A 13,739-nucleotide genomic window follows, 5' to 3' on the forward strand; every position below is an offset into this window, starting at 1 on the left:
TCCTCAGGCGACCTTGGCCGGCAAGGCCAATAGGTTTCGAAGCCCTGCCTCCAGTCCTACCTGCGCTGCACCAGACAAACGCCGCAGGGGAGGTCGAGGCACGCCGCCGCCCGGCAATCCGAGGAAATTCATGGCCGACTTCGTCGAGGGATAGAGAGTTCTCTCGCCGCTGGTGAACAGGTTGGTCAACGCAATGCCTGTCTCCTGAAGAGCCCATGCCTCATCAAGCCGCCCGGCACGCGTGGCATGCCAGAGATCAAGACATCCCTTGTCCCACACATTGGGGAAGCAATCGATCAAGCCGTCTGCTCCCGCCAGGGTTGCGGCAACGCCATAGACGGAGGAAGGCCCGCAGAACACGAGCATGCGGTCGCGCACGCGGTTCAGGGTGGCGTGGAAGTTGGTCCACGAACCGCTGCTTTCCTTGATGCCTACAACCATGTCGAGACCGGCCAACCGATCGGCGATGTCCGGCGTGATGGCGTTCCCCGCGTTACCGGGAATGTTGTACAGCAGGATCGGCAGAACCGACTTTGCATTAACGGCTTCAAAATGGGCGATGATCTCGGCATCGGTCAAGTGAGCGAAGAACGGCGGCATCACCAGAACGCCATCGGCGCCGGCTTCCTTGGCTGCATGAATCTGCTCGATCACATCCTCGGGGCGGATGGCGCCCGTACCGATGATGGCAGGTCCACGGTTTTTGCAAGCCTTCACGGTCAGTGCGGCGACACGTGCACGCTCGGCCATGCTCATGGCCCAGAACTCGCCCGTGCAACCAACCGCAACCATGCCAGTGGAGCCAGCGGCGAAGAGCCTGTCGATATTCGCAACGAAGGCTTCTTCGTCTAGCGAGAAATCTGGGCGGAAGGGGGTCGTGATCGCAGGCATCGGCCCCGACCAGTTGATGGAGTTACGGTCCAAGTTCTGTCTCCTGTAAGTCTCAAAGAACGCTTTGTAGGTTTCGAAAGGAAGTTGCCCGCCTTGGTGCATTCAGCCGGCGTCCAGTTGGCCCATCCGCAAAGTAATGAGCCGCTTCGGCGTTGACGCTGAGTGGGATCGTTTCGCCCATCCGCCAAACTTGGTTGCCAGAAGCGCGACCCGTCAGGCGAAGGCTCTGACCGATCCGAACCACGACGATGTTTTCGTGACCTGTCTGCTCAACCAGTTGAACGACGCCAGCCAAGGGGCCGGAGCCCAGGGTAATTTCCTCAGGGCGCAATCCCAGGCATGCAGGCCCGGAAACGGCGCTGTCATCAAGCATGTCTGCGAAAATCTCGAGACCGTCTGCCTGGAAGATCCAGCGCCCGCCGTCCTGCCTCAAGGTGCCGTCGACGAGGTTCATCGAAGGTGTTCCGATAAAGCCAGCCACGAAGCGGTTCGCAGGCTCGCGGTAAACCTCCTGAGGCGGCGCAAACTGTTGGAGCACGCCGCCATACATGATGGCGATGCGATCCGACATGGTCATGGCCTCGAGTTGGTCATGGGTCACATAAACCATGGTGCGACCAAGCTTGGCATGGAGCTCAATGAGCTCGGCGCGCATATAGCCGCGCAACTTTGCATCAAGGTTCGACAGCGGCTCGTCCAGAAGAAACACCTTCGGATCACGCACTAGCGCCCGGCCGAGAGCTACACGCTGCTGTTGGCCGCCCGACAACTCGCGGGGCTTGCGAGCGAGAAGGGGAGTCAGCTGCAGCATCTCGGCGACCCGCGACACTTTTTCAACGATTTCGCTCTTGGAAGCGCCGCGCTTCTTGAGCGGGTAAGCGATGTTCCTCTCGACCGTCATATGAGGGTAGAGAGCGTAGGACTGGAACACCATGGCGATGTCCCTTTCGCCGGGCGGAAGATCGTTCACGACACGGCCGCCGATCAGGATTTCTCCGGAGGTCGGGAACTCGAGGCCCGCCAGCATGCGCAAGGTAGTGGTCTTTCCGCATCCCGAGGGACCGAGGAGGGAGACGAACTCTCCCTGACGGATCGACAGATTGAGGTTCTCCAAAGCTGTAAAGCCTCCAAACGCCTTACGGACATTTGAGAAAACAACATCAGCCATGAGATTAACCTTTCACGCCACCGGCGCCAAAGCCCCGGGTCAAATAACTTTGTAGGAATGCAAAGGCGATGATCAGTGGAACGCTCATCATCACTGATGCGGCCATCAGTAGCGACCACTCAATATTGAAGGATGAAATCAGCATGTTCATGACGCCAGTGGTCAGAGGGCGCGTATCGTCAGAGTTTACCAGCACCAGAGCGTAGAGGTACTCATTCCACGACAGGATGAATGTGAAAAGCGCAGTCGATATGATGCCGGGCAAAAGCTGGGGCAGAATCACATCCCGGAAGGCCTCCATTCGGGAAGCACCATCCACCAGGGCTGCCGACTCTATGTCCTCCGGAATGCCTGCCATGAAGGACCGCAACAGCCAAAGGGCATAGGGTAGCGCAAACGTGGTGTAGGCAATTACGAGACTGAAAATCGTGTTGGAGAGACCGAGCCGTACCAGCATCAGATAGAGCGGAAGGATCAGGACGACCGATGGCAGCAGGTAGGTGAAGAGCACGAGGAAAGCCAGGGTCTCACGGCCCCGGAACTTGAAACGCACCAAGCTGAAGGCACCTAGCGTTGCCACCCCTACGACGACGACTGTTGTCATCACGGACAGAATGATTGAATTCCGGAAATAAGACAGGAAGTTCGTTTCCCACAGTAACTTTGCATAATGCTCCAGCGTCAAGGTCGCAGGCAGGAATGTCGGAGGACGGCTAAACAGTTCCGATTGCGGCTTAAGCGAGGTGACGACCATCCAGAACAATGGGAAGGCGACGATGAGAATGACGATCCAAGCGCAGATATTGAAGACGGTACGGCGCATCATGCCGACTTCTCCCGTGTCTTACGAATGTACACGATCATGAAGAAGAGCATGATCGCCATCATGACGACGGCATAGGCGGACGCCATGCCCAGTTGATTGAGCGCAAAAGCCTCCTTGTAGACCATAAGCGGCAATGTTTGGGTCGAGATGATCGGTCCACCTCCCGTCAGCAGGAAGATCAGGTCGAATTCCTTGAAATCCCAAATGGCTCGTAGCATCACGATCACCACGAGAACTTCCCGCAGTTGCGGCAGCGTCACGTCGAAGAAGCGTGCGACAGCTCCAGCGCCATCGATCTTGGCGGCTTCATAGAGTTGATCGGGAATCGATTGCAGGCGTGCGAGAACGGCAATGACAACGAACGGGAAATATTTCCACGCACCCACGAGAATGACCGAAATCATGGCATTCGGCATATCGCCGAGATAATCTATCGGCATGTCGATCAAGCCTGCCGACATCATCAAATGATTGAGGATGCCATACAGATCGTTAAACAGCCATTTCCACACCAGAACCGCGACGACTGTCGAAATGAAATAGGGGAATAGGATGAGGCTGCGGGCAAGGCTCCGAAACCATATGTTTTGATGCAACACCAGCGCCATGCCAATGCCGAAGACGATCTGAAGCGTGAGGGTTCCCACGGTCCAGATGAGATTATTGAGAAGCGACCACCAGAACTCAGAAGCACTCAGAAGCTGAACGTAATTATCCACCCCCACCCATTTTCCTTCGAGGGTTGGGGTGAAGATCGAAAACAGGCTCATGTAGATTGCTGAGATCAGCGGATACACGATGACTGCACTGAAGATGAGCACGGTAGGCGCAATCAGCAGCAGGCCCAGATGAGCGTATCGGCGCTCAAGGCGGGTCTGCTCGGCCCGCATCGAGACCGATGAAGCTTGGGAGAGTGTCGTCATTCCATTCCTCTGGCACGAGCGGCAGGCTTGAGGCCTGCCGCCCATGAGGGTCTTCAGGACTTCATGATGCCTTCGATGGTCTTGGCAGTGTCGCTAAGCGCCGCATCGACGTTGTCGCCGTTCAGGACGACACGTTGGACCAGGGTTGCGATGGCGCCACTTGCAACGACCTCGCCACCCTTTGCATTGGACTTATGCTTCTTGGACTCGTAGCCGAGGTTGAAGCCTCCAGCCGCTGCCGACGACATGAGTTGAACTTCGGCATTATACTTCTTGATGATCGGATCTTCGAGATACTGCGGGTTGGACCCGATCGACTTCAGCACGGGCAGCACATGTCCAGGGGCAGCCAGAAGCTGCTTGATGTAGCCCTCCGGATTAAACAAAAACGCAGCGAAAGCCTTTGCTGCTTCTTTGTTCTTCGACTGCGCGGGGATGAAAACGGAGGGAAAGTCATTGAAGGTCCAGGGTGCCACATCCTTCGAGATGGTCGGATAGGTGACGCAGGTGATTTGATCGGCAATGCTCGGGTTTTGCTTGACCACATTTGCAAGTACGCGGCCCGCATAGAGGCCGGTGGCCGTTGCGCCGCTCACGAAGGCCGTAAGGCTCTCGCCCCAGCTGTAATTGGCGGCTCCGGGCGGGCACAGCTTGCGCATGGAACCATAGAATTCCAGGGCTTTGCGGGTCTCGGGGCTATCGATGGCCACCTGCAGATCGGGGGTAAACACCTGGCCGCCCGCTTGATGAATGAAGCCGATGAAGACAAGGGATGTCATCGAGTTCCGACCGTAGGGAAGCGGCGCACCGTAGATGCCGCCGCCCTGCATTGATTGCGCGGCTGCACGAAGTTCGTCCCATGTTTCGGGAGCTTTCGTGATGCCAGCCTTCTGCATCAGGTCCTTGCGCAGCCACAGCATGTTTGCGGCGGAGTTTCCTATGCCCGTACCGATGTAGCGGCCGTCGGGAGCTTTGAACACGTCATTGGCGCCGGGGTAGAAATCATCGGCCCCAATGGCTTTGATCACATCGTCGAACGGCTCTACGAGGCCCTTCGAGTAATAGCTCGCCACTGAGAAGGAGGGCAAATGCGTGACAATGTCGGGAACTTGGCCGCTGGAGAACGCCGCTGCCAGCTGGGCAGCATAGCCCTCGTCGGAGCTCGCCTCGAACACGACTTTGATGCCGGGGTTCAGGGCTTCGAATTTGGCGATCTGAAACTTGTAGGCCTCGACCTGAGCCGGCGAGCCCTGCGGCGACCACCAGCGCAACGTGATCTGCTTCTGCTGAGCGAATGCACCAAACGGCAGAGCTGCGGCAGCCGTGCCGACTGCCAAGCCCTTCAAGGCGCCACGCCGTGTCAGGTTTGGTGTCTTGGATCGCGAATTTGTCATCCGTGGTCTCCCTCTTTTTATCCGACGAGTTCACATAGCGCACTTTTGTTCGATATAACGCTAGGGACAAGGAGTTTGGCAAGGACTAATTTTGTAACTTTTCAATTTCCTGAGATAACTGGTTTGTGTTACGCACGAAGTGCTCTCTAGGCATTCATCGGCACAAGGACATAAAAAGGAAGAACAAATGTCGGATGAAGACGACAAACATAATATCCTCCCGCCGAAAGCTCCATCGCGCACAGGCTTGATGACGGCTTCACTGGACTTGAGCGACGATAATGAGAAGAACGGTCTCAATCCGCGCGATTATGTCAGCAGCCTAGCCCGCGGCCTCGAGGTATTACGTGCGTTCAACCGGACGCGGCGGAAAATGACCTTGTCTGAGGTTGCTGCGGAAACGGGAAACACCCGGGCAGGCGCCCGGCGCATTCTTCTAACGCTCGTGCATGAGGGATATGCGGTGGCGGACGGCAAGTTGTTCGACCTGACACCGCAGGTTCTCGAGCTTGGCTATTCGGTCCTGTCCTCGAAGGGGGCCTGGGACATTGCGCGCCCCTTCATCGATCACCTCGCCGAAGAAATCCGGGAATCTTGCTCTGCAGCCGTGCTGGACAAGTTCGACGTCGTCTATGTCAGCGGCACGCAGTATCATCGCGTGATCAGCGTTGGGATCAGCGTCGGCTCTCGATTCCCTGCGCATGGCACGGCAACAGGCCGTGTGCTGCTGGCGGCCCAGCCTGAAGAGATGTGGCCCGGCATCCTGCAGAATATTCCTCTCACGCCCCTGACCAACCGGACGGTCACCAACCGGCTGGAGTTTCGCAAGATCCTGGAGGATGTTCGGGATAAGGGCTGGTCCCTGGTCGACCAGGAATTGGAAATCGGCCTGATGTCGATCGCCGTCCCGCTTCGCAATTCGATGGGTGGACTGGTCGGCGCGATCAATGTGGGCGTCCCGACCGTGCGCATGACGGCGGAAGAGATGAAAGATTACATCCTGCCGCGTCTGCTGGAGACGAGCTCGAACATTTCTCAGGCTCTCAAGCACTGAAGCAGGAGGATCAGGCGGCGAACCGGGAAGGGCCGTAATTCGCGATCTCGAAAGATGGCGGCTGCCCTGCGGCTATCTCTGCGGCAGCGCGCCCGACCAGTGGTCCCAGCGTGTAGCCGGCATCTCCCGGGACGGCGACAATGATGTTGGGCGCAGCCGGTAAGCGGCCGATCACGGTCTTGCCGTCGACGGTTGTGTTCATGCCGGCCCATGTGCGCAACACCCGCAACCGGCTGATGGATGGCACCAGGCGCGCCGCCAAGGCCACATTACCAAGCATGGACGCAGCCAGAACACTCGGCACAGAAGCATTGCCCCGGTCGTGTGCCGCCCAGCCTCCACCGATTACGATCTGGCCGGTTCCGAACTGCTTCAAGGTGATCGAGCGCTCCGCGTGCTGGATGAGGTGATTGATTCTCACTTCACCGGGTTCCGTGATATTCATATGAAGAGGTTCGGCGCGGCTCGGTACAGGTGGCCCCCACCCTTTCAGCAGAGGCCCGCTGCCCCAGGCCGCGGCAACCACAGCCTGCTTTGCTGCATGAACCTGACCGCCCTGCCCTTTTGCTCGAACAACAGCCCCATCGACGTGCAACGAAACCACCTGATCGCTTAAGAATTCGACCCCGAGCCTGCGCGCCTCGGCCCGCAGGCGCACATTCGCTGCCAGCGGATTGAGCTTTCCCTCATCTCGGCAGAGTTCGGCTCCCATGATCTGCGGACCAAGCCATGGCGCCAGGGCGTCAAGCTGGCGCCTGTCGAGAATTTCTACGCTCAAGCCACGCGCCTCCTCGCGTCGAGCCTTCATCTCCAGAAAGCGCAGTTGATCCTCTCCCTCGGCCAACATGAGCCCGCCTTTGCGCACGAGGTCGAAAGAGCCGAACAGGGCGTCGAGTCGCTCCCACTCTCGCACCGCCTGAAGATAGAGGGGCAGCGACGCTTCGACATTGGGAGCCTGATCAGGGTAGAGGCGGATGAAGCGGCTCTGCAATTGCACATGCAAACTGCCCGCATTGGCATTGCTGCCGGCATTGATGCCCGCATCGACGATCAACACCCGCGCGTTCTGCCCAGCGGACGCAATCGCAGCCGTTAAACCAACGATGCCGCCTCCAATGACCAGAACGTCATATCTGCCCATCCAGGGCCTCCTGCGCGGCAAGAATGGCCGCGATGCTGATCGGCTTGATCGGCACGCGAGGCGCGAAGTAGCTGTGATCGCGCAGAGGCTGCCCAGTTTCTTCCGCAACCAGCCGGGCGACAACAGGACCGCAATATCGTCCCTGACATCGGCCCATGCCGGCGCGCGTCGCACGCTTCATGGTGCCCGCATGTCCCGGCTTGTCGGTCAAGCTCTGTCTTAACTCGCCAAGCGTGACCTCTTCGCAGCGACAGACGATCGTCTCATCGAGAGCCTCCGTCAGAGTTCGCGGCGCAGGACTATGCATGCGCCAGAGAGCGGACTGAAATGCCCTGTGGCGCCTCAATTGAGCGTGAAGACCTGATATGTCGCCCAACGCCTCGTCTCGACAGGAAGCGGCCGCGGCACGGCCAGCGATGCGCCCCTCGACGGCGGCGGCGGGCGCTCCGCCGAGCCCTGCGCAGTCGCCAACGGCATAGAGACCTTCGACCGTCGTCTCCATAGTTTCGCCGCGCCTGCACCGCAGGTGGCCGAAATCCTGATCATATGCCATCTCCGCACCCAAGAGGCGCAGGATCTCATTCTGCGGCTCGAAGCCGTCATTCATGCACAGCGCATCCACTATGGTCTGATGGGTACCGGACGAGTCGCGATATGTCACAGCGAGCCTTCCGTCCACTTGCTCGACACCCACCAGGTTCGCCTCGTAGTGGATCGGGATGCGTCGATGCCTGAGGCCAGCCAGCATCATGACGCCTTTGAGCGCAAGTGTAGCGTTTGCTTTGATCAGTGCGATACCTGAGGCAATGTTCCGCGTCGGTTTTGATGCTGCTTCTCCAACGGCAGCGACTTCGGCGCCACCCTGTGCCAGCTCCAGGGCAACCTGGATGTTCAACGGCCCAGTTCCGAAGATCGCAACGCGTTTCCCAGGCAATGTCCGGTAGCTGCGCCACAAGGTCTGCGCCGCACCGGTCGTCATGACGCCGGGCAATGTCCAACCGGGTGTCATGCGCGGACGTTCATAAGCGCCGGTCGCCACGATCACCTTCCGCGGACGTATCACGAGCGCTCCACCCTGGTGCTCTGCGAGAAACAGCAAGCCGTCGAACGCTCCCCAAACCTCGACACCGCCGGTCATCTCGACACCGGCCGCTCGTGCGGCCGAGACGAGTTTCTGTCCCTCGGCCTGCTGCACGTCGAGTGGCTCGTCTGCGACCGCCGACTGCTTGAGATACTGGCCGCCGGGAACCTTGCGTTCATCCAGAAGCACAACCTGCGCTCCCGCCTGGGCGGCTGCGATGGCAGCGTTTAAACCGCCGATGCCGCCTCCGATGACGAGAACGTCCGGAGAGATCTGGCGGGACGGCGGCGCGCGGTCCAGCGGCGGCGCATCCATGAGCGGCGCCAGCGCAACCTGCGTCGACACCTGCATGCCGTCATGGGCGAGTGTCATGCAAGCGCGCTGATTTGGGGCGCCATCGACGGTGACAAGGCAATCCTGGCAGATACCCATACCACAGAAGATGCCACGGCTGCTGCCCTTGGAAGTCTCCCGGAACGTTCTTTGCCCGGCTGCGGTCAGCGCTGCGGCGAGGGATTGTCCCGCTTTGATGGGAATAGACATTCCATCGAAGTGCACAATAGGCTCTCGTGCCATCCTAATCTTCCATCAAACGGTTGCGCTCCGCCACAAGCCTGGCGACAGCACGAGCGCGCCATGCGGTGCGGGCGGGCAGATCTTTGGCGTCAAGCATCGCACGCCTTTCCTTCTCGACGCGAGTGACGAGATCATCGCTCCAGTCGCATCCCCTCTCCCCCCGCGCCTCGCCCATTGCCTTGTAGGCTGGCCCCATGCGCGCGGCGTGAGCGCGAATGCCACCCGGCGTGTTCAACTCTGCTGTTTCGAAGGGACCAGACAATGCCCAGCGGGGGCCGAGCCCGAGTCGCATGACAGCCTCCAGTCCCGCGACATCGATGACTCGTTCATCGACAAGCCGGTAAGCCTCTCGCAGCACCGCTCCCTGAAGACGATTCAACACAAAGCCTTCAACTTCGTGGCCCAGGCGTACCGCTTCGAACCCGGCTGCTGAAAACAGGGCTGCGGCCATCTCTATGGTAGACGAGAGTGTTTGGGGCGCAGGCACCAACTCGATCAGCCTTAGGACAGCGGGAGGATTAACCGGATGTGCCACGAGGCAACGCGCCTGAGCTTTCGGATCTGGCAGGATGCGCGACATAGTGATCGCAGAGGATGCCGTTGCCAGCACGGTGCCGTCACCGCTGCGCGCCAGAAGATCCGCGAAGATGGCCTGCTTCGCATCGAGACGTTCAGGGCCTGCCTCGATCACCAGCGCCGCCTCCTTGAGGGCATCCCCGGGATCGGCAACACATTCGACCGTTCCTTCGCGTCCGAGAGTCAATCCGGCCAGAGCGATGCTTTTGTTCTGAGCATCAACTCCGGCAGGTGCGGCCACGCGGCGACCTTCATCCGGCTCGGACAAAGTGACGCTAAAACCCGCATCAGCGAAGACGGCCGCGAAGGAAACGCCTATCGACCCTGCCCCTAAGATCACTACCTTACTAGCCGGTTGCATCTTAGCGCCTGCCCCTCTACGAAGTACGTGCGAATTGCGCACATTTGTGCGCTGACCGTTGGATATACTTTGTTGGAGGGTTCTAGGCAACATGGCACAAGAACAAACACTGTCAGGTCGGCGCGCGGTTGTGACGGGGGGCGCCGGTGGACTTGGCCGAGCCATTGCCACGCGCCTGGAAGAGGCAGGGGCCGCGATCACCATCATCGATCATGGCGCGAGCCTTGCCAACGCGGAGGTCCCGTCGGACTGGCACATAGAAGATGTCGATCTCTCCCGGCTCGATTGCCAGGACCGGATGCGGGGTATCGCATCAGTCTTAGGATTAGTGGATATCGTTGTCGCCAACGCTGGCGTCGTTCCGCCATGGCGCGGGATGGATGCCCTCGATGCGGACGAATGGCAGACAGTCATGGCGATCAATGTCTGGGGCGTTGCCGCGACTCTCGGAGCCTTCGCCGGAGCCCTGGCGCAAACGGGACGCGGCAGCGCCGTCGTAATGGCCTCGCTCAATGGGTACAAGGCCCATCCGAAACAGGTGCTCTATACGGCATCGAAACACGCAGCGATCGGCATCATGCGAGCCGCCGCTCAGGATATGGGCCCCGCGGGTACGAGAGTGAATGCCCTGGCTCCCGGACCGATCATGACCGATGCCCTGCTCGCCAGGATCGCCAGGCGCCATGCGGCAGGCGGCCCCGCGCCAGAGGACGCTCTGGCGGCATTGGCGAAGGAAACGGCGCTCGGTAAACTGGCCACCATCGATCAGGTGGCCAGCACTGCCTACTTTCTCGCTTCCGACGCATCAGCGGGGCTGACGGGGCTCGTGGTCCCCGTCGACGGGGGCCTTGCTTAAGCCAGTGGCTTCCAGCCGCTCTTGGCGAGGATCTCGTGGCTGGCACGGATGTCCCCATCCGGGTCAGCCCCGGGCACCATGGCGTCGGTGATGATCTCCATCACGGTAGCGCCGGTATAGCCGATATCGCACAGTGCCTCGTAGACCGGACTGGGATCGACTATGCCAGTGCCCAGGCGGTCATGCTTGAACTCGCCGTAGCCGGAATCCGAGATGTGGACATTCTTGACGAGATCGCCGAGCAGACGGACGGCTTCCGCCGGGTCTTCCTTGATGTAAGCCGAGTTGCAGATGTCGAAGTTCACACCGATGGACGGGTCGATCAAGGCCGCCGTATCCTTCATGTCCTGCGCGGTCGGCAGGAACGTGAAGGGTACGTTCTCGAGCAGAAGCTGAACGCCCGTTCCCTTGGCATGCGCTAGAAGCTGCTTCATGCCTTCGACGAACCAATCGAGCATCCACTGCTTTGGCGGATTGATGAGGCTGCTGACGGGCCCCGGGATGCAGACCACATACGGGCAGTTCCATTCGGCCGCGAGGTCGATCGCCTCGCGATAGCGGTCGAGCGTGTACTCACGCATCAGCTTGTCGACGCTGTTCGGATTGTTGTCCAAAAGCGGGTAGCAGAATGAGGTGAGGCTGGCTCCCTCGCCGTCGAGCCAGGCGCGATATTCCTTCCGCTGCTCGGCCGACAACTCACGCGGCCAGCAGTGCGGAGGGAAGATCATCATCTCGAAGCGGTCGTATCCTAAACCGCGCAAATGCTTCAATGCATCGAGGCCTGTGTGAGAATAGAGGAAGGGAAAGGTGCTGGCAGCAACATCCAAACGGTTCATCCTAGGTCCTTTACGCTTGTCAGATCAGACGAGGCATGTTCAAATTGCGCACAAAAGTTACTATAACGCACGGAATAGGCGGAGCAACCGTTATTGCGCCTCCGCAGCCGAAAAGGACCACCGGTGGCCAGCCTTCTCTTCTCGCCTATCACCCTTCGAGATCTGATGATTCAGAACCGCATTTCCGTCGCCCCGATGTGCCAATACATGGCTGTCGATGGCGTGCCGGGTGATTGGCACTTGGCCCACCTGGGTCAATTCGCTCAATCTGGGCCAGGTCTCATCATCGCGGAAGCGACCGGTGTCGAGCCCGAGGGACGCATCACGCCGTCCTGCCCAGGCTTGTATTCCGATGCCTCCGAAGCGGCCTTCGCACGAATCGTCAGCTTCTGCCGGTCCGTAGGCGCGAGCCGCATGGGAATTCAGCTTGCTCATGCAGGGCGCAAAGCCAGCACGGCGGCTCCATGGGACGGCGCCGGGCACGTACCGCATGACCGGGGCGGTTGGACGGTGTCTGCACCGTCCGCCCTCCCCTACCTGCCCGAATGGGCGACCCCTGTGGCTCTCGACGAAAAAGGCCTCGACCGGGTTCGTGCGGCTTTTGCTCAGGCTGCTATGCGAGCCGAGCGAGCCGGTTTCGACCTGGTGGAGATTCATGCGGCTCACGGCTACTTGCTGCATCAGTTCCTTTCACCACTGACGAACCAGCGCGGCGACTCCTACGGTGGATCTTTGGAAAACCGAATGCGGTTTCCGCTCGAGGTCTTCGAAGCCGTGCGAGCTGCATTTCCCGCCCATAAGCCCGTCATCGTCCGCATTTCCGCTACCGACTGGATTGAAAGCGGCTGGGATCTTTCGCAGTCGGTTGGCTTCGCGAAGGAACTGAAGGCACGAGGCTGCGACTTGATCCATGTGAGTTCAGGCGGTCTCGACCAGCGCCAGAAGATCGTGACGGGTCCCGGATATCAGGTGGATCTCTCCGCGACGATTCGGGCGGATGCACAGATTCCGACCATGGCCGTCGGGCAAATCACAGAACCCATGCAGGCGGAGAGTATCCTCAGAACAGGCCAGGCCGACATGATCGGTCTTGCCCGGGCCATGCTCTGGAACCCGCGTTGGGCCTGGCATGCGGCACTCGCTCTGGGTGAGGACATTGCGCCGCCGGCACCTTATGCGCGCAGTCATCCGGCCTTGCGCGGCAAACCCTTTATCACTCGCACATAGGATCCGATTTCATGACGCAGCTGGCCGGAAAGACCGTTCTCGTAACGGGTGCCTCGAAGGGGATCGGAGCAGCGACTGCGGCAGCCATGGTCAAAGCGGGCGCGACGGTGCTCGCTCACTACGGTTCCGATCAGGATGGAGCCATGGCGGCGCTGGATGGCGCGGCGCAGGATCAGGCCCATCTCATCCAGGCGGACTTGTCTGAAATGGCTCAGGTCGATGCCCTGTGGCAGCAGGCGCTGGCTGTGTCGGGCAAGGTCGATGTGCTGGTCAACAATGCCGGCATCATGCGCCAATCCGGAGGCATAACCGATCCCATTGAGGAATGGGAGCAGGTCTGGGACGAGGCGCTTACCGTTAACGTGCAGGCTCCGGCGCGGTTGATGCGCCAAGCCGTGCGGAGCTGGCTGGAATCAGGCCGGGCCGGCGCTGTGATCGGGATCGGCAGTTGGGTGACGACGCGTGGCTCGTCCAATCCCGGAGCGATTGCCTATGCGGCCTCGAAAGCCGCCATCGCTGCGGCAACCAAGACCGTTGCCCGCGCCTACGCGGCCCAAGGCATTCTCGCATACGTGATCGCACCCGGAGTGGTTCGGACGCAAATGTCGGAAAACTCGGCCGCCCGGACGGGTGGCGAGGCCGCCGTCACGGCCACCCTGCCCATGGGCGAGTGGGTGCCGCCGGCGGAGATCGCCGATCTTGCCGTGTACCTGGCAGGCGGAACTGCGCGGCATTTGACAGGAAGCACGATCGACATCAATGGGGCAGCCTATATCCGATGATAGCCCGGCTTTCCTGCCTTGAAGGCTCGGAAGCGGAAGCGGGCACG

General features: G+C 60.0%; 13 protein-coding genes. 4 read left to right on the forward strand and 9 right to left on the reverse strand.

Going from position 1 to position 13,739, the window contains the following annotated elements; translation table 11 throughout:
• Positions 1-3: 3 nt before the first annotated feature.
• From ILT42_RS21935 to ILT42_RS21955, 5 genes are read right to left on the reverse strand one after another with little or no spacing between them, the layout of a single operon-like run.
• The gene (locus ILT42_RS21935) at positions 4-924 is read right to left on the reverse strand and encodes a dihydrodipicolinate synthase family protein (protein WP_204218145.1); all 921 of its coding nucleotides are present in this window, start codon (positions 922-924) and stop codon (positions 4-6) included.
• A gap of 19 nt (positions 925-943) precedes the next feature.
• Entirely contained in the window at positions 944-2,059 is a 1,116-nt protein-coding gene (locus tag ILT42_RS21940; RefSeq protein WP_204218146.1) for an ABC transporter ATP-binding protein, read from the reverse strand.
• Positions 2,060-2,063: 4 nt separating this feature from the next.
• Positions 2,064-2,885: a carbohydrate ABC transporter permease gene (locus tag ILT42_RS21945; RefSeq protein ID WP_204218147.1), complete on the reverse strand. Its 822-nt coding sequence runs from the start codon at positions 2,883-2,885 to the stop codon at positions 2,064-2,066.
• Positions 2,882-3,808, reverse strand: a complete 927-nt coding sequence (locus tag ILT42_RS21950; RefSeq protein WP_204218148.1) for a carbohydrate ABC transporter permease — start codon at positions 3,806-3,808, stop codon at positions 2,882-2,884. The genes ILT42_RS21945 and ILT42_RS21950 overlap by 4 nt, the downstream gene beginning before the upstream one ends.
• Before the next feature lie 53 nt (positions 3,809-3,861).
• Positions 3,862-5,202, reverse strand: coding sequence for an ABC transporter substrate-binding protein (locus ILT42_RS21955; RefSeq protein WP_204218149.1), 1,341 nt, complete (start codon positions 5,200-5,202; stop codon positions 3,862-3,864).
• Positions 5,203-5,389: 187 nt separating this feature from the next.
• On the opposite strand from ILT42_RS21955, the gene ILT42_RS21960 reads away from it, so the two are divergent.
• Positions 5,390-6,256, forward strand: a complete 867-nt coding sequence (locus tag ILT42_RS21960) for an IclR family transcriptional regulator domain-containing protein (protein ID WP_204218150.1) — start codon at positions 5,390-5,392, stop codon at positions 6,254-6,256.
• Between the two features lie 10 nt (positions 6,257-6,266).
• On the opposite strand, the gene ILT42_RS21965 is transcribed toward ILT42_RS21960, so the two are convergent.
• From ILT42_RS21965 to ILT42_RS21975, 3 genes are read right to left on the reverse strand one after another with little or no spacing between them, the layout of a single operon-like run.
• A complete protein-coding gene (locus ILT42_RS21965; RefSeq protein WP_204218151.1) occupies positions 6,267-7,397 on the reverse strand; it encodes an NAD(P)/FAD-dependent oxidoreductase in 1,131 nt (376 codons plus the stop codon).
• Complete coding sequence (locus ILT42_RS21970) at positions 7,384-9,036, reverse strand: 2Fe-2S iron-sulfur cluster-binding protein (RefSeq protein ID WP_204218152.1); 1,653 nt, start codon at positions 9,034-9,036, stop codon at positions 7,384-7,386. Before ILT42_RS21970 ends, ILT42_RS21965 begins: the two co-directional genes overlap by 14 nt.
• Before the next feature lie 19 nt (positions 9,037-9,055).
• On the reverse strand, positions 9,056-10,198 hold the full coding sequence (locus ILT42_RS21975; RefSeq protein ID WP_324617757.1) for a 3-hydroxyacyl-CoA dehydrogenase NAD-binding domain-containing protein: 1,143 nt from the start codon (positions 10,196-10,198) through the stop codon (positions 9,056-9,058).
• Between ILT42_RS21975 and ILT42_RS21980 the strand changes: the two genes are divergently transcribed.
• Positions 10,083-10,847 carry an SDR family NAD(P)-dependent oxidoreductase gene (locus tag ILT42_RS21980; RefSeq protein WP_204218154.1) on the forward strand — a complete coding sequence of 255 codons (765 nt, stop codon included), beginning with the start codon at positions 10,083-10,085 and terminating at the stop codon, positions 10,845-10,847. The genes ILT42_RS21975 and ILT42_RS21980 overlap by 116 nt on opposite strands.
• On the opposite strand, the gene ILT42_RS21985 is transcribed toward ILT42_RS21980, so the two are convergent.
• Positions 10,844-11,683, reverse strand: a complete 840-nt coding sequence (locus ILT42_RS21985; RefSeq protein WP_204218155.1) for a sugar phosphate isomerase/epimerase family protein — start codon at positions 11,681-11,683, stop codon at positions 10,844-10,846. The two genes, ILT42_RS21980 and ILT42_RS21985, sit on opposite strands and share 4 nt — an antisense overlap.
• Positions 11,684-11,806: 123 nt before the next feature.
• Here ILT42_RS21985 and ILT42_RS21990 point away from each other — a divergent pair, with 123 nt between their 5' ends.
• On the forward strand, positions 11,807-12,910 hold the full coding sequence (locus ILT42_RS21990) for an NADH:flavin oxidoreductase/NADH oxidase (protein ID WP_324617758.1): 1,104 nt from the start codon (positions 11,807-11,809) through the stop codon (positions 12,908-12,910).
• 11 nt (positions 12,911-12,921) lie between these two features.
• Positions 12,922-13,692, forward strand: a complete 771-nt coding sequence (locus ILT42_RS21995) for an SDR family NAD(P)-dependent oxidoreductase (protein WP_204218157.1) — start codon at positions 12,922-12,924, stop codon at positions 13,690-13,692.
• The last annotated feature ends 47 nt before the right edge of the window (positions 13,693-13,739 follow it).

The organism is Microvirga pudoricolor (genome assembly GCF_016892705.1).
Taxonomy (GTDB): Bacteria; Pseudomonadota; Alphaproteobacteria; order Rhizobiales; family Beijerinckiaceae; genus Microvirga; species Microvirga pudoricolor.

Coding starts and splice junctions, on each gene's coding strand:
- ILT42_RS21985 (WP_204218155.1), bottom strand. CDS start 11,683: ATGAACCGTTTGGATGTTGCTGCCAGCACCTTTCCCTTCCTCTATTCT.
- ILT42_RS21955 (WP_204218149.1), bottom strand. CDS start 5,202: ATGACAAATTCGCGATCCAAGACACCAAACCTGACACGGCGTGGCGCC.
- ILT42_RS21975 (WP_324617757.1), bottom strand. CDS start 10,198: ATGATGGTGATCGCGGCCCCTGCCTCTTCCAGGCGCGTGGCAATGGCT.
- ILT42_RS21950 (WP_204218148.1), bottom strand. CDS start 3,808: ATGACGACACTCTCCCAAGCTTCATCGGTCTCGATGCGGGCCGAGCAG.
- ILT42_RS21960 (WP_204218150.1), top strand. CDS start 5,390: ATGTCGGATGAAGACGACAAACATAATATCCTCCCGCCGAAAGCTCCA.
- ILT42_RS21940 (WP_204218146.1), bottom strand. CDS start 2,059: ATGGCTGATGTTGTTTTCTCAAATGTCCGTAAGGCGTTTGGAGGCTTT.
- ILT42_RS21980 (WP_204218154.1), top strand. CDS start 10,083: ATGGCACAAGAACAAACACTGTCAGGTCGGCGCGCGGTTGTGACGGGG.
- ILT42_RS21945 (WP_204218147.1), bottom strand. CDS start 2,885: ATGATGCGCCGTACCGTCTTCAATATCTGCGCTTGGATCGTCATTCTC.
- ILT42_RS21995 (WP_204218157.1), top strand. CDS start 12,922: ATGACGCAGCTGGCCGGAAAGACCGTTCTCGTAACGGGTGCCTCGAAG.
- ILT42_RS21965 (WP_204218151.1), bottom strand. CDS start 7,397: ATGGGCAGATATGACGTTCTGGTCATTGGAGGCGGCATCGTTGGTTTA.